Origin of the sequence: Bartonella sp. HY761 (genome assembly GCF_026743145.1) — a bacterium.
Lineage (GTDB): Bacteria > Pseudomonadota > Alphaproteobacteria > Rhizobiales > Rhizobiaceae > HY038.
In genome coordinates, this window is sequence record NZ_CP104887.1 from 2,261,290 (window position 1) to 2,285,899 (window position 24,610).

Below are 24,610 nucleotides of genomic sequence, written 5' to 3' on the forward strand. Positions count from 1 at the left end.
ATTGAAAGCAGAATTATTTAAAACGTCAAACAAAGCCACAAAAGCCAAGTCTTCCCTTCAATGGGACAAAACTAAACGCCCCCATTGTCTTTATTTAAAAAGTATTACTTAAATTAATAAGCCATTAAGCTCATAGCCTAATGGCTAAATATCCATCGGCATGGCTATACCCCGCATGCCATGCCGATGCTTAACTCCCTCATTCATAGCTCTGATCTTATCAATGAGGGTGCAAGTGCAAGAATGAAGCGTTTATTTTTCAATCCCAGATGAACGCTTCATTCTTTGCAAATAGGATTAAACCTTAGGTGCGCGCCAATCGTCAGCACCTGAAGTACCAGCAACTGCATGTTCCCATTCAATCTTACGATAGCTTAGTGATACAGTTACCAATTGGGTAAAGTCAGCATTTTTTGGGTCTTGGCAATGAGGCATGTTGCAGTCAATATCAACAATGATCGCATCAGTAAGCTTGGTGGTGAAGAAATGCTCTTGCTTACCTGATGTATTGGTACGATACCATTTCACTTCACAAGTGCTGAGCATTTCGCCTGAAGTAAGCGCATTATAAAGCAAAGGAGTTGCTTTGCTCAAAGCTGCTGTGAACTTGAAAGGCTTATGGACGCGCTGACCTGAAGGCTGACCTGACTGTGGATCACGAGGAATGGTAACAACATGATCAATGGCCTGAACGAGGATTTCGTCTTCATGACCTTCTTGCCAGATATTGCCGATTGAATCTTCAGAAGCTGCACCTTGAGTAATTGGACCCTGTGTTGTACCTTCGATTTTAATATAGGCTGGTGTTGGCATTTCTTTATCCTTTTATATAAACAAACAAACTTACATTTTAAAAACTGACGGCACTTTACCCCCGATTGAGAGCTTAAAATGATGGTAGCCAACAGTCCTGTGAGCAAAGAAAGTTCAAAGGAGAAATGAAAACCCTTGCCCACACCAAATACAAAGCAAGTTTCATGCCAGCTCGGAGCAACAACAAAAATAAAATTCCAAGCAATTGAAAATAAAAAGAAAAATAAATTTTAGTTGCCATACATTCAATAATTAGCAAGTACTAATAACTGCAAAAAATTGCAGTCCAAATTCACCCAAAACAGCTAAAACCGCACCTAACTATAAGATAACAAAAAGAAAAACACCCGACTGCAAAAACTTGCAGTCGACTGCAATTTTTTGCAGTTATTAGAACATTATCAATACTCTAATATAAAAAATCCTTGATATTTATCAAAACCACTTTCACTAACTCAAAAATAACAGAAAACGAATAAAATATTTCGTCTGTCAACAATGGATTGACACAAATATTGTCTTTAAATTGCATTGTTGAAATACGAAATTTTGCAACATGATCCTTTGCGAAACAATTTTAGGAATAGCAGCTCCTAAAAAATACAACATTCAAGCTGTAACTAAACGACAATTATTCGTCATAACGATACACGGAATATAAAAAAGGAGCTGTACCATTTAATTTGAACGCAATGGTATCAGGAAATTTTGTAAGAACCCAAAGATTAAATGTGAGAAGAGCCGCCCCAAATATGAATATTTTCAAGGCTCTTCGACAAAGTTACCGCGTAAATTTGCCATATCCTGAAAGGACGCAAAAACATCCGCAATCTATAGCGTCGTGTAGCTCAAATGTGTATACCATCCACTTTTCGCCTTCATCCGCTTAAGTCAAAATTGTATATTTTTGCAGTTTATTGTACTTGTTTTTTTAATTAATGAGTCCTGCCCCTAGCTCAATGCCAATTAATATTCATAAAATAATTGGTGATCACGAATTATTATTTTGATTTTTGCTCAAAATTTATCTTTGATGTAACAAATCGAACCCCGATAATGATCAAAAATGCAAAAAAATAAAACATGAACAATTTAATGACACCTAAAATTGACGACGGCATATTGCCAACGACAAAAGCTTTTCATCGCATTAGTCTTGCTATGTTTTTTGCAGGCTTTGTTACCTTTTCACTGCTTTATTGCGTACAACCTTTATTACCATCATTTGCCAATCATTTTAATGTGACACCTGCTGAAAGTTCACTTGCTTTATCACTTTCAACCGGTTTTTTAGCAATTTCAATTTTACTATCAAGTGCTTTTTCCGAAGCTTTAGGGCGACGAGGCCTTATGGCATGTTCAATGCTGGGTGCAGCCCTATGTAATCTTGCGGCAGCATTTGCACCAAGCTGGCACTGGCTACTTACCGCCCGCGCTTTTGAAGGTATTATGCTAGGCGGTGTCCCTGCCGTTGCCATGGCTTATTTGGCTGAAGAAATCTCGCCCAAAGGCCTTGGTAAGATCATGGGGCTTTATGTTGGCGGCACAGCCTTTGGCGGCATGATGGGTCGGGTGGGCATGGGCATTTTGATCGAATGGTTTGATTGGCATGGTGCGCTTGCAATTATCGGTATTATTGATTTTCTTGCTGCTCTTGCCTTTTACATCTTGCTGCCTGTTCCCCACCGTTTTATCCGCCATAAGGGCTTTGACGTTCGCCATCATGTCCATGCCTGGTTTGGTCATATTGGCTCCAAGCGGCTTTTATTAATTTTTTGCTATATATTTTTGATTTTTGGTGTTTTTGTTGCCATTTTGAATTATGCTAATTTTCGTCTATCAACTCCACCATTTAACCTTAGCCCTACACAAATTGGATTTATTTTTTTAAGCTTTATTGCTGGTATGATAGTATCACCTATCGCTGGTAGCCTTACTGAAAAATATCCACGTAGCAATTTACTCATTGCAGCAGTTTTTATATTATTTTTAGGGCTAATTTGTACCTTAAGCACATCGCTTAATATCTTCATTTTGGGTATCACCTTGATAACGATAGGCTTTTTTACGGCACATACGGTTGCAAGTACTTGGGTTGGGCGCATAGCTATAGGTGCTAAAGGACACGCATCTGCGCTTTACCTTTTGTTTTATTATATGGGTTCAAGCTTTATCGGTGCTTTTGGCGGTTGGTTTTGGTTTAAAGGCGGCTGGACAACGGTAATAATCTTTACAAGCTGTTTGCTTTTTCTTGCTTTAATTTTGTGCTTTTACATAAAAAAGGAAGCTGAGGGAGTAAGTAAAACTTAAAATTTGCAACATGCAATAAAGCTTGCGCCTCGAACCGCTCAGCAAATAAAAAATGCTATTGATCAGCTTCAAGCACAAGAAGAGTTTCTGGACGATTAATCAATAAGGGCAATTATTTAACAATATTTTTTAAATAAAGATACTCGAAATTCTATAAAGGCAGCGCATTTGCGCTACAAATACATTACCATTAAAATTTGCGATAAAATTTTTGTATAACTAAAGATATCCTTTGGTATTTCAGCTAATATACTCAGTTTCAGGCGCCATTAATTTGAACGAAATGTTATGAAGAATTTTCGTGATAACCCAAAGATTGAATGCAAGAATAGCCGCTGAGAAATATAAATATTTTCAAGGCTCTTCAACAAAGTTACCGTGAAATATACTTCTATCCTGAAAGGACACAAAAATAAATTAAATCTACATTCTCATAGAACTTCAATGTGCATATTACCTTACTTTCGCCTATCGCTAACATCGCACATATTACTGATTACAGAAATTATGAGCAGGACCAAATGTGTCACACAGCAGCCATAACAATAAAAGATCGCCTGTTGGGTTGGTTAGATAAAAGCAATATAATTGTTTTAACATTAAAGCAGGGCAATTAGTTTAAAACATGTTTGCTATAGGCGTCAAACCAAAAGCCGCACCTTACTAAAGGCATAACCTGCAATGATAAAACCTATTTGCCCTTAAATTGCGTTGAATTTTACCTATTTAAAAATTTTACTGTTAAAATTTGCAAAATTCTTGTATGGGTCTTTTCAAAATTAGAAAAATTCAAAACTTATAATAATATTTCTTGAATAAAGAGTTTGGATAACAACCAAGCCATATAAACACATCAAAGTTTTTCATTAAGCCATGATGTATCCCTTTAGGAATGAAAATAAGGACTATATGATGAGTGAGCTTCCAGCATGCCCACAATGCAATTCAACCTATACTTATGAAGACGGTAGCAACTATATTTGCCCCGAATGTGGTAATGAGTGGAATGCATCCACCCAAAGTGGCGATAAAATTGTTGTTCGTGATGCCAATGGTACTGAGCTTAATGATGGCGACACCGTAAGTGTTATCAAAGATCTTAAAGTAAAAGGATCGTCTTCGGTGGTTAAAGTTGGCACTAAGGTAAAAAACATTCGCCTTGTTGATGGAGATCACGACATTGATTGTAAAATTCCTGGCATTGGTCAAATGGGACTAAAGTCTGAATTCGTCAAAAAAGTGCAAGACTAATTGCAATTTATTGGGGCATTTGATGCAATAGTGTCTATGCCCCAATCTCTATATTTGCAAAACTTTGCCTGATTGCGGCCGTTAGTTATGCAGCCAATAAGCCTTATAGCTTTAATACCAACCAACTAACACCTTCATAGGCAAAAAAACATCACAAAACGTCTTGCCTTCTGCAACTACAAAAGAAAACCTCAATCGACAGCAGTGTAAAGGTCAAATGGGCAAGATGCCAACCATACCGCATTAATAATGCGGTTAATATTCAAATCTCGTTTAAATGCCTTTGGCGATTATATCGATACGTTAAGACTGCATCTCTACGCAACAGCTTTGCCTATATGAAGAAGATGCATAGCTAAGTAGCGGTCTCAATTCACTTTTTCTTCATCACAGCAATAGCAATAGCAAAGAGCTAACAATCATGCTATTATAAGTGACGAAGGCTATCGCAGTTTGAATTGAATTTGTCTTTTTATAATATTACATAATCATCAAATAAGATGTTTCTAATGATTCAATTCTTATAGCTAAAGTTTATTTTCGTCATGGAAAGCTATTAAATATAATAGCAGTAAATTATAATACAGTTACGTATTATTATAGTATATTATTAGATTGACTTATATTTTTTCGATATCTTGTTAAACTAGCACAACCTATCAGCATTTTAAAATATCTTTTTAAGTCCTAGATACTAGGCATATTTGATATATAAATTGTGAGAATCATAAAAATAGCTAATTAGAAAAAAACTAATCAATAAAAAAGCTAATAAGAATAAATCAAACTATACTTGTATCATAACTGGATAAATTATGGAAAAATGAATGGAATCTGAACAAATATTCAAATTAGCTTTCATTTCGTTTTTAAACTTCAATTAAAATTGGTAATTTATTAAAAATACTATTGGATTATTCTTTCGATATGGCTTATATATAAGCTATAAATAATACAAAAAGGAGTTATTATGATTAAGAAACTTATCCTTGGCTGTTCATTGCTTTTACTCGTTCCTGCTGCTGCAAGCGCTCAAAGCGCCACTGGCGAATGTGCAATAGAAAAAGCAAACATCCAAAAGCAAATTGATTATGCCCGTCAACATGGCCATACCCATAAAATTGCAGGCCTAGAAAAGGCTTTAAGTGAAGTAAACCAGCATTGCACCGATGCAGGTCGCCGTGCAAGCAATTTACAAAAGGTTGCTGAAAAGGAACACAAAGTAGCTCAGCGTAAGGCAGAACTAGAAGACGCCAAAATGGGCGGTGATGCCAAGAAAATTGCTAAGAAGACCAAAAAGCTTGACGAAGCTGTCCGCGAACTTGAAGAAGCTCGCAGCAACGTTCGATAATTTATTAAAATCATAAAACAGTTGAGACCCCTGCATAAATTCTTATGCAGGGTTTTTTATGTCAATAAACTATTTGATTGAAACGTTTTCAATCACAGGCAAGCCATCAATATGAAGGTTAATCTTATTGACATTTGATGGCGGAGCTATAAATTTGCCTTTCCACTGACCAATACGTGGTGTTTTTGTCATATCATAACTAAAATTCAGTTTAAGATCTTGGGGCGCAGAATCTTCTGCGGCATCAAGCGGCCATTTTTGTTCACCACTACTGATAAAAACTAAATCGCGATTGAGCTTTTCATAAATAATGGCACCACTAAATGGTTCAACCACCGTATTAAAGCGAACCTCAATTTCAACAATATCACCTTTGCGCTTAGCGCGAATAACTTCAGCCTTAGCCGTATCTTTTAAAATGCTAATAATTGGTTTTTCAGCAGCCAACACTATGCTTGTGTTGGTGCCAAATAATCCCATGATAGCTATCATAGACAATGTGAATTTACTTAACAATTTCATGATCTGCTTCCCACCTTAAGCTATAAAATAACATAGATCTGATGATTTCCATTTATTGCCTTCAAACGCCATTTAATCCTTTTTTAGCGATAGAGGCTTTCATACTCTTTTAAACCAATTAACCCGCCAAAGCCGGTAAAGCTTGGGCGGGCATTTCAAATATTAATGCTAGTTTAAACTATTAGGATTTATTTCCCCTGTGCTAGCGGCGTTTCTTTCAAGCCAAACGCAGCAAGAGAAGCACGAAACACATCTGTATTATCAACATAAATCTGATTTTCTTCTGCTGCATGATAAGCAGCAAGACCAGCATCTTTTTTAGCTACATCACGGAAGAATTCTGCACCTTTACCATGAGCATAAAGCGGAACCAATTCACGTGTGTGGGTATCTGTATGCCAGCGAACAAGCGGCAAAGCACCAGCGCCTTGATTGATAAGGTCCGAATAGGCAGTGCTATTGCTATCTGGTCCCTGCAACAAACCGTTACCATGATCAGTCGTTACGATGATTAGGGTTTCATCCCATGATGAATTGGCCTCAACCCACTCTGCAACCGCTTCAACCGCAAGGTTAAAATCGATTTGCTCTTCAATTAAACGCGGCAGATTATTAGCATGTGCGGCCCAATCAACCGCACCACCTTCAACCATCAAGAAAAAGCCTTTTTCATTTTTTGAAAGCACATTAAGTGCGCCTTTGGTCATGGTTGCAAGGCTTGGTTGGTTTTCAAGAGGCTGCCCCATGGCAACGCCTGGACGATTAAACTGAGTTGTTAAATGATTTTGAACTGTACCAAGTAGCTTGGTTTTATTACCAAGATCAAACTTACCTGCAGCAAGTTTTTCGAAATCCTCTTTGGTTTCGATGAGAACATAATCTGTTTCGCCGTTTTTAAGCTTATCCCAAGTGTCTTTACCACCTACATAACGATAGGCTTTATCATCCTTGGCCTCAACGGGCTTGCCTTCCTTATCGAAGTTTGGATGTCCTGCCCCCATGACAACGCTTGCCATACCAGAATTAACGATATCTTGCGCCATCGCGCTATATTCATTACGACTAGCATTATGCGAGAGAAAGCCAGCCGGTGTCGCATGAGTCCACTGCACAGTCGAAATCGAGCCCAATGAGCGACCACTTTCAACTGCGTATTCACCAATATGTTTTAGCTTGGTATCATTATTCGACCAATTAATAGCATTATTATAAGTCTTTTGTCCTGTTGCCAAAGCTGTTGCTGCAGCAGCACTATCGGTATAGTCGGTACGTGTATAGTCATAGCCTTTGAAATAACCAGGATAATTACCAAGCGATCCCTTGAATACTTCATTACTTGGTGCCGCATCCCAAAGCTCAGATGCATTGAAAGTAACTGAACCATCATTAGTTTTGGTTGGCGTATTAGACGTGTTGAGTGGATAGGTTGACATAAATGCCTTAACATCAAAATCATCATAGACCTCATGGCCAAGAGCACCATGGCGATAATAGCTTGCTGCACGCCATGTATTGATACCCGCACCATCAGTTATTAATAAGATAACGTTTTTTGCAGGTGCATCTTGCGCCATTGACGGAGAAACAGCACCGCCAAAGACAGTTGTAAGGCCAAGAGCCAAAAGTACAAGTTTATGAAGTTTCATGGAGTATCCCTTTTTGCCAGAATGTAGAATGCGGATACTGCACCTATATTTCAGTGATATGACACGTCGCTATTTTCGGACAAAAACGAGCTAATACATTAAGGAAAATAAAAATCCCAACTTTTTTATAAGAAGTGGGCGGTTTTCTGCCAATTCATTTTATCAAAAAGCATTCTTGAAATAAAATTCATTTTTTATTCAAAAATTGTTTTATGATAAGATACCTACAACGAAGCTTTTTATATGGATATAAGCTAAGCGAAGAAAAAGGTCATCAACCCGTTATTTTTGGCCAAGCTTATAATATGCCAACAATGATGAGCCGTAAAATGGTGGATCTTGTTGTTGCCGATGGAAAGCCGGTTTCAGATCACCCAAGTCTTGAAATTACCAAGCTATCTAATTTGATTTTTGTGCCAACTGGTTTACCAATTGACGACCTTGAACCGCAACTCATCTTTGCCAATGAACTTGTCGAAAAGGGCATTGATCTTGATCGCATCATATTGGTGCTCAACAAAGTTACTGAAAGCAAAGTAGCTGTGCGTGAAACAAGACAATATTTGCAAAACGGCGTTAAATTTCATGTGGCCAAACAAGACAAAGCAGCCGAAACCGCTTATCAACGCGCCCCAAATTATGCCCTCGTATTATCAGAAGTAGGATCAAATGTTGGTTTATTAAAAGCAGTGATTTTTTAAGCGCTATTGGTTTACCAGTCGTCCATGCAATTTTAACCATGGCATGCTTGGTAAAAATGGATTATGCGCCAGGTATTCTGGTCTTACTGTTTCTCATTGCTTTTTTATTATGAAGTGTTTTTTCTCTATATAATTTATCATCGACAACAGGCAATCTATTGGTTGAAGCTGTATCGTCGGTACGTATTGTGGTTGAGCGTTTGGATGATTTCATGCGGAGTTTAACCAATACAACGCAAAATGTTGCCACCACCATTACCAAATCAAGTAAAATGACGGCACTTTCTACCGCCAATAGTTTAGCTACAGCGATACATATGGCTGCAAAGAAAGTATGAACCAATTTTCGTTGGGCACATCTTGTTGCGATACGCCGCCAACGTTTAAGTTTTGCAAACAAGTTTTCAATCTTATGAGGTAATTTCTAAATTGTTTTGTCAAAGTATATGATTGTGGCTGTACACATTAGGGAAGGAAAGATCAAACAACGCTTGCCTTAACCAGTCTGTGTCAATACCTCTGTCAACAATCAGTTCTTGCGCATCAAGCAGAACTGGTAACAGAAGAACCGCGCCTTTATAGTTACTTACTTGTTTTTCGCACAATAATAGACATATTGGCTTGCCGTCTTGATCGCAGACTAAATAAATTTTGAACTTGGTGAGCCTTTTGTGCGTCCAACAGGATACCCCCTTTAAGCAGACTTGCGATAGTACAGTGTGCCTTGTGATGATTGTTCAATTACCTGGAAAGCCATTCAATAAATCTCTTGGTATATCGCCCCCATAAAAAGCCCCGCCCAAAAGCGGGGCTACTGATAATGCTTTTTAATAACATAGATGACTAAAAATATTTGCGACAACACTCAATTTTGTAAAAGGCTTGTGACCGCAAAGCATCTGTTCTTCAGCACTAATGCTTGCCATTAAGGCACCATGCTTTTCACTAAAGCAGTCAGTATCTCTTCACGGCTTTTTGACGGCTCTTTATCCTTCAGATACGAAACCACAAAAAATGCAAAGTTTTCTCCTATGTTTAATTGCGAAATTTCATAACAACTAATGTTATTTTTTAGACAGCCTTTCACAATCTCAATTTGTTGTCCGGCGATTGTTTGCTTTGTTTTCTTAGTATCGTAAATCCTACTTAAATACTGTGCAACCATTTCATCTCTTGCTAGCTTGAGAGTTTCATTAAAAGCCATAAAAATTATCGACTCCCACATGCCGTTATTATACGAGACCGCCGTGCCTTGATCACTCTCGATCAATTCTCCAGTCTCTGGATGCTTTATTTCAATACCCTCCCAATCTGAAGGCAACGTTACAGTTTTACCTGTTAATTTATTTTTCCACTCACCATGAAGGGGAAATGGGATGGCAGGGGCATCACTGACACAACTCAATAGCATCTTATCAAATAGTGGAGCCAGTTCCTTCGACTCAGCATTGTTTAAAATTTCGGTTGGCTCTTGATTAGGGCTTACTTCGACTTGGCGATTGATCAAACAGTAACGATCTTGTTGTGCTAAGAGAAGGGTTTCTGTTATTTTGTGTTCAGAACCAAAAACATCCTCAATGGACACCAACCGATAGGCATCATTCCCATCAATTTTGAACCCAGCCCAATCCTCTATGATTTTGAAATTTTCGACACTGCGCGATCTATTTTCTGTGAGCTGTTTTTGAAACTCTTTAATGTTATCAATTGCAAAACGCCTTACTGTTACTGTTGCTACTTGCTGATAGGTGGTCCCTTTCAAAAGATAGTATGATTGCCCCGGTAAAATTTCTAACAAGCTCTGGCCTTCCAATAGATCTACCGTCTTACCGGTGCGCTCATTTTTCCACTGCGTGGCCGAGGCTTGCATCAGTCCTCCCCAAAAGAACAACAATACCAAAGCGATTAAATTAAAAACAAACTTCATTAGAGCCTCACTCAATTTATTATCAGATGATCTTATACGGCCTTGTCGCAAATATCATTCGTAATCTACACTCATTTTGTTAATTTGTTATTTTGATAATTACGGCGGGCTTTAATTACGCACTACATTCTCAAAATCTGTGCTTGAAATTCAATTACTATTGAAAAGGTTTCTAGATGTTTTAATAAAAAATGGACTTAAAGCCCCTTTATTTTTATTTTGTTTTGTGCATTTCTTATTTGCATCATTGCTTTGAAATATTACAGAGGGCCAGAAATGTTTAGAATTTTATTGTTAAGTTTATTGCTAGTCACCCAACCGCTAATTTCATCATCATTTGCAAATGCGCAATCCAACAATTTCAGTGCAGATAAAGCCGAAAGAACGCGTCAAATTAACAAAGCTAAGTGTGAGCAATATGTTAAAGTAGCATCCTCGTCCATGAGCCTGAGACAAATAGGCGAGCCCTTAAATAATCTGCTTGAGGGAGTAAGTAGAACCAAAGTAAGTGAAGAAGCAAGGAAAAATCTAAGAACGATTATGTCTGGTGCCTATTCACACCCAATAGCTAAAACTAAAGAAGGAAAACAAAAAGCAGTTAGAGATTATACGAAGACTATTGCTTCAAAATGTGTAAATGGAACATTAAAGTAATTTAAAAAAAAGCATTAAGCCCCTTTCATCAATGTTTTACGCAACTTTGCCAAGTCCAGCATCTGCGCTGTAGTTTACAAAGCCATGAGAGCAGCAATATAAAAAAGCTTGCAACAATAGTGTTAGCCGTTGTGGATTATCCATTTGCTTTATTGGCATTATCAATTTTTATTTTTGATGACCCCATCCGCCAGTGTAAATTGTTGGCTTATTTGTTTTGCTATCCCATCAATTGCAATATATTCCGCATTTATAAAACCTCGTAAGGCTTAACAAGTAGATGGGATTGCAACACAGCAACTTTCATAAACCAAGTAGGCAGCTTTGACTGAATTAGAAGATTTTGATTTTGAAAGCTTCGCAGGCATTCTAGCTGCTAGGAACAATGATTGATTTCTATATGGCGAGAAGCTTTTAGGCTTGAAAAATAGGTTAGCCGTATCAAACTAAAAAGCACGGACAATCGTAAAAGCCATGGAACCTCCATTTCGATTTTTAAAGGTTTTCATGACCCTAGTAGCAGCGGTGCAATTGCCCCAGAAAAGAAAAGAATAGTAACAGCATATGGCCGGCTAATTGTGCCAACCGCTCCACTTGCCTTTGAAGGAAATAACCAAAGCGAGGCAACAATTGGCTACCAATAGCCGATGTAGAAATATTTGAAGATGGTATCAAAATCCAAAAACGCACAGACCCCGCACGTATTTATTCCATTTTAAATTTAACCCTGCCTTTGCTGCGATGACAACAAGGTTATTGCAAAGTAATTAAAAACAGAAAGTTGATTAATGAACGACAACAAATTAAAAAAAGAAGATTATTGTGATGCGGTTTTTAAGCTTCTTATTCTAAACGGAAAGTTTATAATTTTTGCCTTGATATTTATAGCCACAGCAGGTTTTGCATTACTTTCGGGGTGGGTATGGGAGTATTTTTGCCCATTAAATCCAACAAATTTTGATATGCTACATCTAGAACGAAACACTCTTTGGTATAAATACATAGAATTTATTTTTGATGCCAAAACTCTTTATATAAATATTTGTATAGCGGGTTCAGCATACTGGTGGATAATTTTATTTAAACTATGTAACCTAAAAAAATCTATTTCATTCTTAAAAGAAAAACAAGATTTTATATCTCCTATTATGGGTTACTTTTATGCTGTGGTTTTTATCACAATAACCTTCTCATTTTTTAGCGGAGATAAAGCCAAACTCAATGCATATTTATTATTTATTCCATTCTCAGTTATTTTATTTAACCTGATAATTTATATAATTTTACTCTCGCTAACTGATCGTGATATTAGAATGTCCGCTTGCTGTAGATTTTTTGGTATTTCTATTTCTTTTATATTATTTTTATTATTAATTGGATTTACACTAAAAAGCGGTTTTCAAATCTAAACTAACTTTATCAGGCAAATAGCACTTCAACGCGCTACGTCATCTGCACTATTTGCAATAGCCTTGTTAATTTCACAATATAGCACACCACTTACCTTTATCGCCGCAGCATTGGCTGCGGCCTCTGTGTCCATTGTATTATTAATGATAATGTTAGCCGCGACAACACTTACATTCACATCTTTTTTAACTTCCGATTTTTGCGCTAAATTAGCAGGGATTGTCGTTGTAACTCGTGCCTTGATTTGATTTGGACTAGTTGCCCTATGCTTGGTGCAACGGGGTTTAAGTCCGGCACAGCATCATTATCAACACGCTGAACACGGTACTTTGGAAGTGAATGATCATAGGTAATTGTTTAACCTTGGTTATTGGTTGAAACTCCAATACGCCTAGTGGTTCATTCTTTAGTTGGTGCAATTCAATACTGCTGGTACTTTATTGTGCTTGGTTTATACGTTGTTGAATAACATCATTTGCCAACCATTGTTCGCGCGATTCCTCATCGCCGCCCCAATCAAGACTTTCCCTCTTCCATTGCGGGGTCATATTAGTTAGCTTTACCCTTTTTGTGTAATAGTATTAATAATATCGGTCAAGCGATCAAGATTACCGTTCCAGGCGGAAACAACCGCCGCCCAAACAGATTTTAAGAGTTCCGTAACTGCTTGGCAATATTTTTAGAAATTTCTAGACATCACCAACAAGCTTCATAGCCCTAGCAACTAATGGATATTTTGCCGCAAGATCACCAATTAAAATGGTTGAACGTTAAGGCAAGTTAAAACATCTTCAAGCACCAAGGCAAAAGCTGCATAGGCAACAATGATTACGAGTATAGACCAAGTTGCAGCGAATACTCCTGTCGCAGCAACAACCATAACACATAAATAGACAGGTGTGACAATTAAGGTGACAGCTAAACAAAAACCAACGACAAGAAGCATTGTCTCAGGTAAATCCAGATTGCAAGCGTTGGCCGCTTCAGTATCCACTCTGGCACTTTTAAAATTTTAACACACATTCACCATTTTTCAATTTAGATATGCCGAATTTATACGCACCTAGCCATAGCAATTTACGACAATATAAATTACTTGTTCATTACCAAATTTGAAATGAACAAGTAATAACATAAAGTCTAACCTATTTAGCTTCCGGTGTGGTGGAGTTTTCCGGTAACTCGGCAGGAATATGGCTTAAATTACCGTTAAAGTTAGTAATTTGTTCCTTTCCCGGCTTTGATGTATCAACATGCACCATAACCGACATGCCGGGCGCTAAACGGTCAATACCCTTTTGGTCTGGATCAATTTCGATACGCACAGGTATGCGCTGTGCGACTTTGGTGAAATTACCCGTTGCATTATCTGGTTTTAAAACTGAAAATTCAGAACCAGCAGCCGGTGAAAAACGTGTGACAACACCTTTCATTTCCATATTATTCAAAGCATCAACGGTAAAACTTGCCGGTTGTCCCACCTTCATATTAGCAAGTTGAGTTTCCTTATAATTAGCAACCACCCAAACATCATCTGGTACAACCGCCAATAATTGCGTACCAATTGCAACATATTGGCCAAGCTTTGCCCCAACCTCGCCAACGCGGCCATTGCGTGGCGAGTAAATATTGGTGTGGTCAAGGTCGATCTGCGCTAGCGCTACTGCGGCTTCAGCGCCATTAACATCAGCTTCAAGCCCTTTGCGGGCAACAATAATGGTTTGCAAATCTTGTTTTGCAACGTCAAGCCCTGCATCTGCCTGCTCCTTGGCGGCAGTTGCTTGGTCAAGTGCTGCACGCGCGCTATCTGCATCACTTTGGGTAGAAACACCGCGCTGTGTCAAAGGCTCAATACGTTGCCAATTTAACTCTGCCTTATGAAGACCAGCTTTCGCACTTGCAATTTGCGCCTCAGCCGATAAAATTTTGGCATTAGCCGATTTTTCTTGTTGGAAAGAATTGGCAAGGGCTGCCTTTTTTGATGCTAAACTTGCCTCTGCCTGCTCTAATTTTTGTTTATAAATGCGGTCATCAATACGGATTAGCAGTTGCCCTTGAGCAACTTTTTCATAATCCTTAACTGCAACTTCAGCAATATTGCCTGTCACTTGCGGACTTAAAACGGTTACAAAACCACGCACATAAGCATTATCCGTCGTTTGCACCGCAGACGCAAAAGGCGGCAATTGCCATGCATAAAGAATCCCGAGGCCGCCTGCGACACCTGCAACAATTGCAACGATCGATGCTTTTGATCTAAGAAAGGTAATCATATTTCAATCTCTAATTCTGCCTATCGTCTTTCGATATTTTATAAATTAAGCCTTTATTCTGCACAGATTAAAAGCCGTTTGCTAATTTGCAGGAACTTGTAGTTCTCCATTTTTTTCAATCTTTTGCTGTTCTCGCTTTTCAGCCAACCGCCGTGAAACATCATTCCAGACGATCCGGCAAAGTAAAAATGCCAATAAAGCCAGTGCAATGCATGAATAAATGCGAAAAACATCATTATAAGCCAAAATATTCGCTTCTAATGTGGCTTGTTTGGCAAGGGTTGCCAAGCCTTCTGCATTTAACAATGTTGGGTCGGTTAAAACTTGCGCATAAGGCACAGATAATTGTTGTATACGCCCAGCCACCATAGGATTACTCAAAATAATTTGCTGATTAATCATATTGGAATGATATTTTTCAAACATAATTTGCAAACTACCAAAAAATGCCGAACTCATTAAACCGCCCGTACTTTGCGTAAATAAAAATACAGCAATAAAGCTCAAAATATATTTGGGTCCACGGGCAAGAGCCGATGCCAAGCCCTTATACATTGATGGCGGCAAGAATAAGCCAGCCCCCATGCCGATCATTGCTTGGCTCCAATACATTTCTTCTGGTCGTGTTAGGTTAGTTGCATGGCTATCAAGCCATGAGCCATAGGCCAGAAGAATGAGCGCAGCGATATGAAAAATGTCTTCACGCCCTGGCTTTAGGAAAAATGCGCATAACAAACCGCCAACAATAGTACCAGCGATGACATGCAAATAAAGCGGTACAAGCTCCCTATTCAACAAACCAAACAGATTAAAGAAATTGGCTGCTATAGTTGATTGCTCGGAAAGCAAGACACGAAAAATCAATAAAATAATCGCTAAATGCAACATATCGCGCGAAAATAACCAACGCAGATCAATAAGTGGATTTTTACGGTTAAGTTCGATAATTGCGCCAATAACGATGAATATACCTGCAAAAAACAAACACCAACCCATCCATGGTGCTTCACGCCACCAATAAAGCCGACCAACCGGCATAATTGCTGCATTAATACCAAGCCCTAAAGCGAAAAAAGAATAGCTTACGACATCTAGCTTTTCTAAAACTTTGGCGCGAGGCATTGGCGTTAAGGGTAAATAAAAGATAAGACCAACACCAATAAGTGCAAGGCTTATTTCCAGCATATAAAGCCCATGTAAACCGCCATTATCCATCAAAAATGGCGAAACAATACGCGACAACGGCATGTTAAGTGATACATTTAACAGATTGAGGCTTAGACCAATAGTTTGTTTTTTAGCAGGCGCAAAAGCTTCAATCATATACATGAAAGCAATAGACGACATGGGAGCAGCAGCAACGCCGCCAAAAAAGCGAACAATCAACGCGCTATTAAAGTCTGATACAAATAATTGCATCACCGACACGAGAACTAAGCAAATAATCGATAATTCGGCAAAATTGCGCAAACCATATTGGGTCCGAATTTTAATCAATAATATTGCAAAGCTAACATTAGGTGCCATATAGGCGCCCATAAGCCAAGCGGTTTCAATCGGTGTTGTATGAAAATAGCCTTGTAGTTGTGGGATATTAGCCTGAATAACATTCATGCCAAAGCCTTGCGCCCATGAAAGAATGGTTGCGGCAAAAATATAAAGCAGCGAGCGCGGCCAAGCAAAAGCAAATATCTTGCCAACCTTATAGGGAGGCATTGGCTGATCTTGGGGAACCGGAGGGACATTCACAACTTTCGCTTCATTATTTGCTGTTCTAGCCTCACCACTCATGGCATACACCGCTTTTCGCCAATATGGGCTGCCATATGTTTTAAAATTTCAATTCCCTCATCCAGTTTGCCTGGCATGATGCCAAACAACAATTCATTGCGTAAAGCTGCACTATGGCTTTCCAACTCCTCAACAATTGCCTTACCACCAACAGTTAAATGAATAGTATTTGCACGCCGATTACCTTGCGCAACCGCTCTTGCGACCAATCCTTGCTCTTCTAACGCATCGATTAATCGCACCATACTAGCATTTTCAATGTCTAACTTTTCAGCAAGCTCCTTTTGATAAATACCATCGCTTCGACTCAAAGCAAGCAAAGTGCGGGCGCGCGCAAGAGTTAAACCACGAGTTCGGGCATAACTATCAAAAAGAACAGGGATTTTTCGGCTGACTTTCAAAAGCAAATCAATGAATTCAGCCTGTTTTTCTGGTGTAGTTGTCATATTACTATATTCATGTAGGAGGCTAACTATTACCGTGCTTATATATTTATCCTTTGCTATTTTCAATAATCAAACATGCTTCTCACATAAGAGTGACCTTATCATAATTTAGTGATTACTAAATTTTATATTCCTTAGCGCTTAGGACGTCTGCAAATCTGCTTAGCTGCATTTATTTAACCTCTGTAATTTTATTCTATTTGAGTAAACCACCACCCTATGACAATTATGTTATTTTGAAACGGTTTTAATAGACAAGCAGTGACAATTTTGCTTAAAACAATTTTGCAATAATGCATGTTTCTCAGGGCGGGGTGTAATTCCCCACCGGCGGTATGGGGTAAAACCTGAGCCCGCGAGCGCTTTTGTTTTCAAAACAAAAGGTCAGCAGATCTGGTGAGATGCCAGAGCCGACGGTATAGTCCGGATGGAAGAGAATCGCAGTGGCCGCAGTAGTGGTTGCTGCTGTTTGCCCTGTTTCAATTGGAGTTGTCCTATGAATCAGAGTAATGAAACACAAAAAGCTTTAAAAATCGCCTTTATTGCGGCTCGTTGGCACGCTAATATTGTTGATGAAGCCTATAAGGGGTTTGCAAGCCGCATCGCTGAAAATGCGCCCGAATTAAACCAGATTGAAAAATTTGATGTACCCGGTGCTTTTGAAATACCGTTACTTGCCCAAAAGCTTGCTCGCACAGGGCAATATCATGCAATTGTGGCATCAGGTTTTGTGGTTGACGGTGGTATTTACCGACATGACTTTGTAGCAAGCGCCGTTATTGATGGCTTGATGCGCGTCCAACTTGATGAAAATGTTCCCGTCTTTAGTGTTGTTTTAACACCTCACCATTTTCACGAAACGGCCTTTCATGAAAAAATTTTCTTTGACCATTTCACCCAAAAAGGACAAGAAGCTGCCGATGCTTTAATTATGTTACATCAAACCAATAAGAAAATTCCTGCATAATGCAAAAAAATGCTAGAGCGCGTCTGTTTTAAGTATAATCTTACCATGCTCTAGCGTATTAGACATATTGTGCCTTGAGAGGCTAAATCACAAAACAATTGCCAGCCTTTCTAAATACAACATTATTTTAAAACAAAAATAACAAATAGACTGAAAGGCTAGCGAGTTTTGGCTATAATGGTTCTATCATATAGTTTTTATAGATAGCTATTTAAAACGCTTATTTAACCAAGGCTTCATCAATTGCCCTTGCCCGTTTATAGGCTGGGCGTTCGCTAAGGCGTAGACAATAATCCTTCAATATCTCGTTTTCTAAGCCACCCTTAAAAATGGCAAAAGCGCAAAAAGCACCGACAAGACAATCTGCAGCAGTAAATTTATCACCTGCAACAAATTCACGATTTTTAAGGTGATTGGCAAGAATTGTCATCATTTCTTCAATTGTACCATAACCAAGCATGATCCGTTCTTCTGGTTTTATCTCCAATTTGCGAAAGCCATCAATAAAAGCAGATTCAAATGGTCCAGCAATGAATAAGCTCCAACGATAATAATCGGCACGATCGCACAAAGCTGGCGCTAAGCCCTTGTCAAAAAAGGCATCAGCAAGATAAAGACAAATTGCCGATGTTTCGGTTACAACTTTACCATTATGGACAATAGCTGGAACTTTCCCCATAGGATTAATATCAAGATAGGATTGTTCTTTCATAGTTGTGCCATAATCAAGAATATGAGCATCATAGGCAATGCCAAGCTCTTCGAACATCCAACGCACAGTACAACCGCGTGATTGGGGATGGGTATAAAATTGGATATTTGTCATTTCAACTTTCCTCTTTTTTGGTCGTTATGAAATGTCTATATCCATCACTTGTGTCAGTTTTTGTCAGCAGTGTTGAGTGGGCAACGCAAAACGATATTAAAAATCAAATGGTGAAAAGTTGGGGATTACTTTTGGTTAAAGTTTACCACACGGTCAAAGAATTTTGATTTTTTTATCTTTGCCCCTGTAAAAATGGATAAGCTACTATAGTTACATTATTATCAGTATTTTTAAAATGCACTATAAACATTGGAAATAAAAATGAACAGCGAGACGGTACCTGCTGTATCTTCCCCGGCAGGTACCACATTTTTAAATAGATAGGTAGCTTGTTTTAATGTCAGAAAAGCAAGCTCTAGCCTTAAAAACTAAACTACTATTGCAATTGCTCTTTAATAATCGCGCTTGCAGCTGAAAAATCCATTTGCCCCATATATTGCTCTTTTAATTGCGCCATTACCTTACCCATATCACGCAAGCTTTCAGCGCCCGTTGCAGCAATAGCCGTTTTGATAGCTGCTTGCATTTCTGCACTGTCAAGCTGACGGGGTAAAAACTCACGGATAATGGCAATTTCATTACGCTCAATCTCTGCAAGCTCTGGACGGCTACCTTGATCATAAAGCTTTGCCGATTCGTCACGCTGTTTAATCATTTTAGCAAGCAAGGCCTGCACATCACTATCTTCGGCGGCAGGTTTACCATCGCCACGTCTTGCAATATCAAGATCTTGTATGGCAGCATTTACCAAGCGCAAGGTCGATAGACGCACTTTATCCTTTTCGATCATTGCTTTTTTAAGTGCAACAGCAATATCTTCACGCAACATCAGCCTAATCTCCGCTTTAAATTCAATATAGGGACTTCTATAACAGTTTCACAGCAAGTTTGAAGCCATAATGTAAACACATAGCATATTTGATGTGAAATTTATGCAATTCAAGGGAAAACCATTTATTATAGGCAATGACAGCAAATCATTGCTATTTAAATCTAATTAGTCCTAAAAAAGTGGGTAAAGATTAAAAGAATGGTCAAAAGACGTAATCTTCACTTTATTTTTTGAAATTAACCGATATAATACCAATCTTAGCCAGACATGATATTATATTTTAAGGTGGATGACCGCATCCGCCCTTTTGACATGCGCAAATATAAATAGCTTAGCATGATAATGGCACTATTTTTAGTATCCGTGCCCTTAGTATCTTTGCCCACGGAATATAGAAAGAGACCGATGATGACCCAAAATATCAGCACCTTAGCAGCCACTCCATGGGAAAAGTCAATATCAACAGCCGTATTGGTACTTGCAGATGGAACAGTGATTGAGGGAAAAGGCCTTGGAGCAACGGGCGCAATCGAAGCAGAAGTATGTTTTAACACTGCCCTTACTGGTTATGAAGAAATCCTGACAGACCCTTCCTATACTGGACAAATTGTTACGTTCACTTTTCCCCATATCGGCAATGTTGGTACCAACCAAGAAGATATTGAAGATTTAACCCCTGCCAATCATTTTGGTGCAGTTGGTGCTGTTTTAAAAGCCGATATCACTGATCCATCTAATTATCGTGCTGCGCAAGGTCTAGACCAATGGTTAAAATCACGCGGCGTTATTGCTCTTTGCGGTATTGATACTCGCGCCCTCACTGCTCTTATCCGTGAAAAAGGCGCACCTAATGGCGTTATCGCCCATAGTCCTGATGGTAAATTTGACATGGCTGCGTTAAAGCAGCGCGCTGCAAGCTGGTCTGGTCTTGAAGGGCTTGATCTTGCAAAAGATGTCACCATCGGTCAATCAATGCCGTGGAGTGAAACGCCGTGGGTTTGGAATGAAGGCTATAGCGAAGAAACCGAACCTAAATATCATATTGTTGCTATTGATTATGGTATTAAAAGAAATATCTTACGTTTGCTTGCAGGGCGTGATGCTAAAGTGACAATCGTACCAGCTACAGCAAGCGCAGAAGATGTACTTGCTATGCAACCAGATGGTATTTTCCTTTCAAACGGCCCTGGCGACCCAGCCGCTACGGCAGCATATTCCGTACCCGTTATTCGCACTTTGGTTGATAGTGGTATTCCAATTTTTGGTATATGTCTTGGTCACCAAATGCTTGCGCTTGCCATGGGCGGCAAAACCATAAAAATGCATCAAGGTCACCATGGTGCCAACCATCCGGTTAAGGATTTCACCACCGATAAGGTTGAAATTGTTTCAATGAATCATGGTTTTGCGGTCGATTCAAAAAGCCTGCCTGAAGGTGTTGAAGAAACCCATATTTCACTTTTTGATGGCACAAATTGCGGCATCAGTTTGGTTGGAAAACCAGTTTTTTCAGTGCAACACCATCCTGAAGCATCACCTGGCCCACAAGATAGCCATTATCTTTTTGACCGCTTTATGGATCTTGTCAAAAAACATAAAGCTTAAATTTTGATTTTCAAACACCCATCACCATAATTGTATGGTGATGGGTGTTTTTGCACTTTTAACTAGAAATTTGCGGTTTATAAATAACGCTTTCGTCAAGATCTGTTACTTTTTGTTTGCCGCAAAGTGCCATGGTGATATCAAGCTCTTTAGCAATAATATCCAAGACTTGACGCACGCCTTGCTTACCGTTTGCACCTAACCCATAAAGAAATGGCCTGCCAATATAGGTGCCTTTTGCACCCAAAGCTAAAGCCTTTAGAACATCTTGCCCAGAGCGGATGCCGCCATCTAAATGCACTTCAATCTTGCTGCCGACTGCATTAATAATTTCTGGCAAAATGCTAATTGTTGAGGATGCGCCGTCAAGCTGGCGGCCACCGTGGTTAGAAACAATTAAGGCATCAGCACCGCTCTCAGCCGCTTTATGGGCGTCGTCTGCGTCAAGAATGCCTTTTAGAATGAGTGGGCCACCCCATTTATTCTTGATCCATTCCACATCTTGCCAATTTAATTTGGGGTCAAATTGTTCTGCCGTCCAAGCAGATAGCGAGCTTAAATCACTAACGCCTTTAGCATGGCCATCAATATTGCGAAAAGTGCGCCTTTGGGTTTTAAGCATGTCAAAACACCATTTCGGGCGCATTGCCATTTGCATGATATGTTTTGGTGTAAAGCGCGGTGGTGCGGAAAGCCCATTGCGCAAATCCTTATGGCGTTGCCCTAATATCTGTAAATCTAATGTAAGCACCAAGGCGCTGCAATTGGCAGCTTTGGCGCGCTCAATTAAATTGGTAACAAAATCACGATCGCGCATAACATAAAGCTGAAACCAAAAGGGCTTTGTTGTGGAAGATCGCACATCCTCAATCGAGCAAATGCTCATGGTTGATAGGGTAAAGGGCACGCCAAATTCTTCAGCCGCTTGTGCAGCAAGAATCTCACCATCGGCATGCTGCATGCCACAAAGACCCGTTGGCGCGAGGGCAACCGGCATGGCCACCTTTTGGCCAATCATTTCACTTTGCAAACTGCGACCTGTCATATCAACGAGAACTTTTTGGCGCAGTTTAATTTGTTTAAAATCATCTTCATTGGCGCGATAGGTACTTTCTGTCCATGCACCTGAATCGGCATAATCAAAAAACATTTTTGGAACGCGGCGCTTTGCTGCCTTTTTAAAATCAGCAATATCGAGCAATTGTTTCATCATCGGCCTTCCATAAAAACTGTCTAAGTTGCACCTAAAATCGCATAGTTTACATAAAAAATAGCCAAAATATAAAATAATTAATCCAATTGCTTAGGTGAAGCACAGCAATGGCTATTTGGGGTACTTCCTGCCAAGGTTTCAATAATGGCGCAATCAGGATCATCATTGCCATTACATTGGTTAATCAACAGTCGCAATTTATCGCTCATTTCGCGCAAAGCTGCCATCTTTTCTTCAAGTTCTGAAAGGTGCTGAGCGGCTAGTTTTTTTACTTCAGCAGAGCTGCGCGATTGTTCACGCCAAAGTGACAAAAGCGTGTTAATTTGATCAAGCGAAAAGCCTAAATCGCGAGAGCGGCGAATAAAGCGTAAAGTATCAAGATCCTGCATTGCGTAATGGCGGTAGCCTGCATCACTACGATGGGCTGCCTTAATAAGACCAATGCTCTCGTAATGGCGGATCATCTTGGCAGAAACGCCGCTTTCCTTGGCTGCTTCTCCTATATTCATACAATTCTCCCACAAAAAATGGAGCTAAAGAATAGCTCCATGTAAAGTTAGGTATTTTGCTAAAAAATGCAATCATAATTGCTAAGATTATATTATTTGGTAAAAGCTCGCCCATTGATAAATAGTGCTTCCAGTGCTGCCACATAGGGAGCAATATCGAGGTTCTTTTTGGCGAGCCAATTATCATTAAGATAGGTAGAGCGGTAACGTTCGCCGCTATCACAAATCAGGGTGACAATGCTGCCGGTTTGATTGTTTTTAATCATGTCAGAAACAATTTTTCCAACCGCCCAAAGATTAGTCCCCGTGGAACCACCACAACTACGACCGATAAGTTTGCTGATCACGCGCATGGCGGCAAGGCTTGCTTCATCAGGTACTGCAATCATGCGATCAATGACATCAGGTAAAAATGATGGCTCTACCCTTGCGCGGCCAATACCTTCAATGACCGAATTACAACCGTCAATTTCTCGGATACTGCGATCCATATAATGCTTGTGAAACACCGAACCTTCAGGATCTGCAACGCAAAGACGAGTAGAATAACAACCATAGCGGATATAGCGGCCAAGGGTCGCCGATGTACCACCTGTACCAGCGCTTGCAACAATCCAATCAGGAATGGGATTTTTTTCGCGGCTTAATTGCGAAAAAATTGAATTAGCAATATTATTATTGCCACGCCAATCTGTTGCACGCTCGGCATAAGTAAACTGGTCAATATAATAGCCATTTAGTCTATCAGCTAGATCTTGAGCTGTTTTATAAACACTCTTTGGATCATCAATAAAATGAACTTCCCCGCCATAAAACTCAATTGCAGCAATCTTTTCAACCGATGTGGTGCGCGGCACAACGGTAATGAAGCGCAGACCTAGCAATTTAGCAAAATAGGCTTCTGATACAGCGGTTGAACCGCTTGATGCTTCAATAATGGTGGTTTGTGGCCCTACCTTGCCATTGCATAAAGCATAGAGAAACAGCGAACGCGCTAAACGATGTTTCAAGCTACCGGTTGAATGGCTTGATTCATCTTTTAAATAAAGGGTAATGCCATTACAGCTTGGCAAATCTAAACGTAGCAAATGAGTATCAGCTGAGCGGCTGGCCTCGGCTTCAAGACATTCAATTGCTTCCACCAACCAGTGGCGTGTACAAAGACTTGGGGCATCAAGGGAGGGAAAGGTCATATGGTTGTTCATATCTATTTACCGAATAATTGTTTATGCTGACTTCGTCATAATAAAATATATTTTTTAAAATTAAAGCAATTAACATTCGTAAATTTTTAAATTTTTTTCAAAAAATAGCATAAAATTCTATTTTCATATATTTTATTAGATTACTAATTTTATCGTATTTTATCTATTTAATGAAATCGACCTGCAGCGCTTAAGGCAATTTTGCCTGATTTATATCGCTTTTTTATTTCAAAGCGCCCATTGAAAGGATAAAACGACTCTTAAAACTAGAATTGACAAATTGAAATATTTTTTATAAACGAATGGTTGGAAATATATAAATCACCAATATAGAAATAAATTTATGTAAGCTTATAGG

Annotated in this window: 23 protein-coding genes and 1 riboswitch; of the genes, 9 read left to right on the plus strand and 14 right to left on the minus strand. The window is 39.2% G+C overall.

What is annotated here, in order from left to right; genetic code table 11:
* Positions 1 to 297 precede the first annotated feature (297 nt).
* A complete protein-coding gene (locus tag N6A79_RS09795) occupies positions 298 to 813 on the minus strand; it encodes an Hcp family type VI secretion system effector (RefSeq protein ID WP_263499734.1) in 516 nt (171 codons plus the stop codon).
* Between the two features lie 1,095 nt (positions 814 to 1,908).
* Here N6A79_RS09795 and N6A79_RS09800 point away from each other — a divergent pair.
* The 3 genes from N6A79_RS09800 to N6A79_RS09810 all read left to right on the plus strand — a co-directional run bounded on the left by N6A79_RS09800 (position 1,909) and on the right by N6A79_RS09810 (position 5,725).
* Positions 1,909 to 3,123, plus strand: a complete 1,215-nt coding sequence (locus N6A79_RS09800; RefSeq protein WP_268545800.1) for an MFS transporter — start codon at positions 1,909 to 1,911, stop codon at positions 3,121 to 3,123.
* Positions 3,124 to 4,035: 912 nt separating this feature from the next.
* The gene (locus tag N6A79_RS09805; protein ID WP_182419727.1) at positions 4,036 to 4,374 is read left to right on the plus strand and encodes a zinc ribbon domain-containing protein YjdM; all 339 of its coding nucleotides are present in this window, start codon (positions 4,036 to 4,038) and stop codon (positions 4,372 to 4,374) included.
* 970 nt (positions 4,375 to 5,344) lie between these two features.
* Positions 5,345 to 5,725 carry a DUF1090 domain-containing protein gene (locus N6A79_RS09810; RefSeq protein WP_182417470.1) on the plus strand — a complete coding sequence of 127 codons (381 nt, stop codon included), beginning with the start codon at positions 5,345 to 5,347 and terminating at the stop codon, positions 5,723 to 5,725.
* Between the two features lie 69 nt (positions 5,726 to 5,794).
* On the opposite strand, the gene N6A79_RS09815 is transcribed toward N6A79_RS09810, so the two are convergent.
* Both N6A79_RS09815 and N6A79_RS09820 read right to left on the minus strand, forming a co-directional pair.
* Entirely contained in the window at positions 5,795 to 6,247 is a 453-nt protein-coding gene (locus N6A79_RS09815; RefSeq protein ID WP_268545801.1) for a hypothetical protein, read from the minus strand.
* A 188-nt stretch (positions 6,248 to 6,435) separates the two neighbouring features.
* Positions 6,436 to 7,893 (minus strand): alkaline phosphatase, encoded by a 1,458-nt coding sequence (locus N6A79_RS09820; RefSeq protein ID WP_182417468.1) that lies wholly within the window; start codon positions 7,891 to 7,893, stop codon positions 6,436 to 6,438.
* Positions 7,894 to 8,105: 212 nt separating this feature from the next.
* Here N6A79_RS09820 and N6A79_RS09825 point away from each other — a divergent pair, with 212 nt between their 5' ends.
* Both N6A79_RS09825 and N6A79_RS09830 read left to right on the plus strand, forming a co-directional pair.
* A complete protein-coding gene (locus tag N6A79_RS09825; protein ID WP_268545802.1) occupies positions 8,106 to 8,594 on the plus strand; it encodes a hypothetical protein in 489 nt (162 codons plus the stop codon).
* A gap of 158 nt (positions 8,595 to 8,752) precedes the next feature.
* Entirely contained in the window at positions 8,753 to 8,932 is a 180-nt protein-coding gene (locus N6A79_RS09830; protein WP_268545803.1) for a hypothetical protein, read from the plus strand.
* Positions 8,933 to 9,519: 587 nt separating this feature from the next.
* On the opposite strand, the gene N6A79_RS09835 is transcribed toward N6A79_RS09830, so the two are convergent.
* The gene (locus tag N6A79_RS09835; RefSeq protein WP_268545804.1) at positions 9,520 to 10,521 is read right to left on the minus strand and encodes a hypothetical protein; all 1,002 of its coding nucleotides are present in this window, start codon (positions 10,519 to 10,521) and stop codon (positions 9,520 to 9,522) included.
* Between the two features lie 276 nt (positions 10,522 to 10,797).
* Here N6A79_RS09835 and N6A79_RS09840 point away from each other — a divergent pair, with 276 nt between their 5' ends.
* Together N6A79_RS09840 and N6A79_RS09845 are read left to right on the plus strand one after the other, a co-directional pair.
* Positions 10,798 to 11,175, plus strand: coding sequence for a hypothetical protein (locus N6A79_RS09840; RefSeq protein ID WP_268545806.1), 378 nt, complete (start codon positions 10,798 to 10,800; stop codon positions 11,173 to 11,175).
* A 788-nt stretch (positions 11,176 to 11,963) separates the two neighbouring features.
* Positions 11,964 to 12,584, plus strand: coding sequence for a hypothetical protein (locus N6A79_RS09845; protein ID WP_262078383.1), 621 nt, complete (start codon positions 11,964 to 11,966; stop codon positions 12,582 to 12,584).
* A 26-nt stretch (positions 12,585 to 12,610) separates the two neighbouring features.
* Here the strand turns inward: N6A79_RS09845 and N6A79_RS09850 are convergent, their stop codons facing one another.
* The 5 genes from N6A79_RS09850 to N6A79_RS09870 form a co-directional block, all read right to left on the minus strand.
* Positions 12,611 to 12,763: a hypothetical protein gene (locus tag N6A79_RS09850; RefSeq protein ID WP_268545807.1), complete on the minus strand. Its 153-nt coding sequence runs from the start codon at positions 12,761 to 12,763 to the stop codon at positions 12,611 to 12,613.
* A gap of 576 nt (positions 12,764 to 13,339) precedes the next feature.
* Positions 13,340 to 13,579, minus strand: a complete 240-nt coding sequence (locus N6A79_RS09855) for a hypothetical protein (protein WP_268545808.1) — start codon at positions 13,577 to 13,579, stop codon at positions 13,340 to 13,342.
* A 151-nt stretch (positions 13,580 to 13,730) separates the two neighbouring features.
* Entirely contained in the window at positions 13,731 to 14,858 is a 1,128-nt protein-coding gene (locus N6A79_RS09860) for an HlyD family secretion protein (protein WP_268545809.1), read from the minus strand.
* An 81-nt stretch (positions 14,859 to 14,939) separates the two neighbouring features.
* Complete coding sequence (locus N6A79_RS09865; RefSeq protein ID WP_268545810.1) at positions 14,940 to 16,649, minus strand: MFS transporter; 1,710 nt, start codon at positions 16,647 to 16,649, stop codon at positions 14,940 to 14,942.
* A complete protein-coding gene (locus tag N6A79_RS09870) occupies positions 16,646 to 17,095 on the minus strand; it encodes a MarR family winged helix-turn-helix transcriptional regulator (protein WP_268545811.1) in 450 nt (149 codons plus the stop codon). The genes N6A79_RS09865 and N6A79_RS09870 overlap by 4 nt, the downstream gene beginning before the upstream one ends.
* 296 nt (positions 17,096 to 17,391) lie before the next feature.
* Positions 17,392 to 17,538: riboswitch (FMN riboswitch) on the plus strand.
* A 53-nt stretch (positions 17,539 to 17,591) separates the two neighbouring features.
* On the opposite strand from N6A79_RS09870, the gene N6A79_RS09875 reads away from it, so the two are divergent.
* A complete protein-coding gene (locus tag N6A79_RS09875; protein ID WP_182417458.1) occupies positions 17,592 to 18,062 on the plus strand; it encodes a 6,7-dimethyl-8-ribityllumazine synthase in 471 nt (156 codons plus the stop codon).
* Between the two features lie 220 nt (positions 18,063 to 18,282).
* Here the strand turns inward: N6A79_RS09875 and N6A79_RS09880 are convergent, their stop codons facing one another.
* Positions 18,283 to 18,888, minus strand: a complete 606-nt coding sequence (locus tag N6A79_RS09880) for a glutathione S-transferase family protein (RefSeq protein WP_268545812.1) — start codon at positions 18,886 to 18,888, stop codon at positions 18,283 to 18,285.
* A 376-nt stretch (positions 18,889 to 19,264) separates the two neighbouring features.
* Positions 19,265 to 19,717 carry a GatB/YqeY domain-containing protein gene (locus N6A79_RS09885; protein ID WP_182417472.1) on the minus strand — a complete coding sequence of 151 codons (453 nt, stop codon included), beginning with the start codon at positions 19,715 to 19,717 and terminating at the stop codon, positions 19,265 to 19,267.
* A gap of 411 nt (positions 19,718 to 20,128) precedes the next feature.
* Here N6A79_RS09885 and carA point away from each other — a divergent pair, with 411 nt between their 5' ends.
* Positions 20,129 to 21,325 carry a glutamine-hydrolyzing carbamoyl-phosphate synthase small subunit gene (carA, locus tag N6A79_RS09890; protein WP_268547576.1) on the plus strand — a complete coding sequence of 399 codons (1,197 nt, stop codon included), beginning with the start codon at positions 20,129 to 20,131 and terminating at the stop codon, positions 21,323 to 21,325.
* A gap of 58 nt (positions 21,326 to 21,383) precedes the next feature.
* Here the strand turns inward: carA and N6A79_RS09895 are convergent, their stop codons facing one another.
* From N6A79_RS09895 to N6A79_RS09905, 3 genes are all read right to left on the minus strand, one after another.
* Complete coding sequence (locus N6A79_RS09895; RefSeq protein ID WP_268547577.1) at positions 21,384 to 22,535, minus strand: alpha-hydroxy acid oxidase; 1,152 nt, start codon at positions 22,533 to 22,535, stop codon at positions 21,384 to 21,386.
* A gap of 80 nt (positions 22,536 to 22,615) precedes the next feature.
* Positions 22,616 to 23,047, minus strand: coding sequence for a Cu(I)-responsive transcriptional regulator (gene cueR, locus N6A79_RS09900; protein ID WP_268545813.1), 432 nt, complete (start codon positions 23,045 to 23,047; stop codon positions 22,616 to 22,618).
* A 92-nt stretch (positions 23,048 to 23,139) separates the two neighbouring features.
* Complete coding sequence (locus tag N6A79_RS09905; protein ID WP_268545814.1) at positions 23,140 to 24,252, minus strand: PLP-dependent cysteine synthase family protein; 1,113 nt, start codon at positions 24,250 to 24,252, stop codon at positions 23,140 to 23,142.
* Positions 24,253 to 24,610 lie beyond the last annotated feature (358 nt).

Excerpts from the sequence above, each read along its gene's own strand:
- N6A79_RS09795 (WP_263499734.1), bottom strand. The coding sequence starts at position 813 with ATGCCAACACCAGCCTATATTAAAATCGAAGGTACAACACAGGGTCCA.
- N6A79_RS09800 (WP_268545800.1), top strand. The coding sequence starts at position 1,909 with ATGACACCTAAAATTGACGACGGCATATTGCCAACGACAAAAGCTTTT.
- N6A79_RS09805 (WP_182419727.1), top strand. The coding sequence starts at position 4,036 with ATGAGTGAGCTTCCAGCATGCCCACAATGCAATTCAACCTATACTTAT.
- N6A79_RS09810 (WP_182417470.1), top strand. The coding sequence starts at position 5,345 with ATGATTAAGAAACTTATCCTTGGCTGTTCATTGCTTTTACTCGTTCCT.
- N6A79_RS09815 (WP_268545801.1), bottom strand. The coding sequence starts at position 6,247 with ATGAAATTGTTAAGTAAATTCACATTGTCTATGATAGCTATCATGGGA.
- N6A79_RS09820 (WP_182417468.1), bottom strand. The coding sequence starts at position 7,893 with ATGAAACTTCATAAACTTGTACTTTTGGCTCTTGGCCTTACAACTGTC.
- N6A79_RS09825 (WP_268545802.1), top strand. The coding sequence starts at position 8,106 with ATGATAAGATACCTACAACGAAGCTTTTTATATGGATATAAGCTAAGC.
- N6A79_RS09835 (WP_268545804.1), bottom strand. The coding sequence starts at position 10,521 with ATGAAGTTTGTTTTTAATTTAATCGCTTTGGTATTGTTGTTCTTTTGG.
- N6A79_RS09840 (WP_268545806.1), top strand. The coding sequence starts at position 10,798 with ATGTTTAGAATTTTATTGTTAAGTTTATTGCTAGTCACCCAACCGCTA.
- N6A79_RS09845 (WP_262078383.1), top strand. The coding sequence starts at position 11,964 with ATGAACGACAACAAATTAAAAAAAGAAGATTATTGTGATGCGGTTTTT.
- N6A79_RS09860 (WP_268545809.1), bottom strand. The coding sequence starts at position 14,858 with ATGATTACCTTTCTTAGATCAAAAGCATCGATCGTTGCAATTGTTGCA.
- N6A79_RS09865 (WP_268545810.1), bottom strand. The coding sequence starts at position 16,649 with ATGAGTGGTGAGGCTAGAACAGCAAATAATGAAGCGAAAGTTGTGAAT.
- N6A79_RS09870 (WP_268545811.1), bottom strand. The coding sequence starts at position 17,095 with ATGACAACTACACCAGAAAAACAGGCTGAATTCATTGATTTGCTTTTG.
- N6A79_RS09875 (WP_182417458.1), top strand. The coding sequence starts at position 17,592 with ATGAATCAGAGTAATGAAACACAAAAAGCTTTAAAAATCGCCTTTATT.
- N6A79_RS09880 (WP_268545812.1), bottom strand. The coding sequence starts at position 18,888 with ATGACAAATATCCAATTTTATACCCATCCCCAATCACGCGGTTGTACT.
- N6A79_RS09885 (WP_182417472.1), bottom strand. The coding sequence starts at position 19,717 with ATGTTGCGTGAAGATATTGCTGTTGCACTTAAAAAAGCAATGATCGAA.
- carA (WP_268547576.1), top strand. The coding sequence starts at position 20,129 with ATGACCCAAAATATCAGCACCTTAGCAGCCACTCCATGGGAAAAGTCA.
- N6A79_RS09895 (WP_268547577.1), bottom strand. The coding sequence starts at position 22,535 with ATGAAACAATTGCTCGATATTGCTGATTTTAAAAAGGCAGCAAAGCGC.
- cueR (WP_268545813.1), bottom strand. The coding sequence starts at position 23,047 with ATGAATATAGGAGAAGCAGCCAAGGAAAGCGGCGTTTCTGCCAAGATG.
- N6A79_RS09905 (WP_268545814.1), bottom strand. The coding sequence starts at position 24,252 with ATGAACAACCATATGACCTTTCCCTCCCTTGATGCCCCAAGTCTTTGT.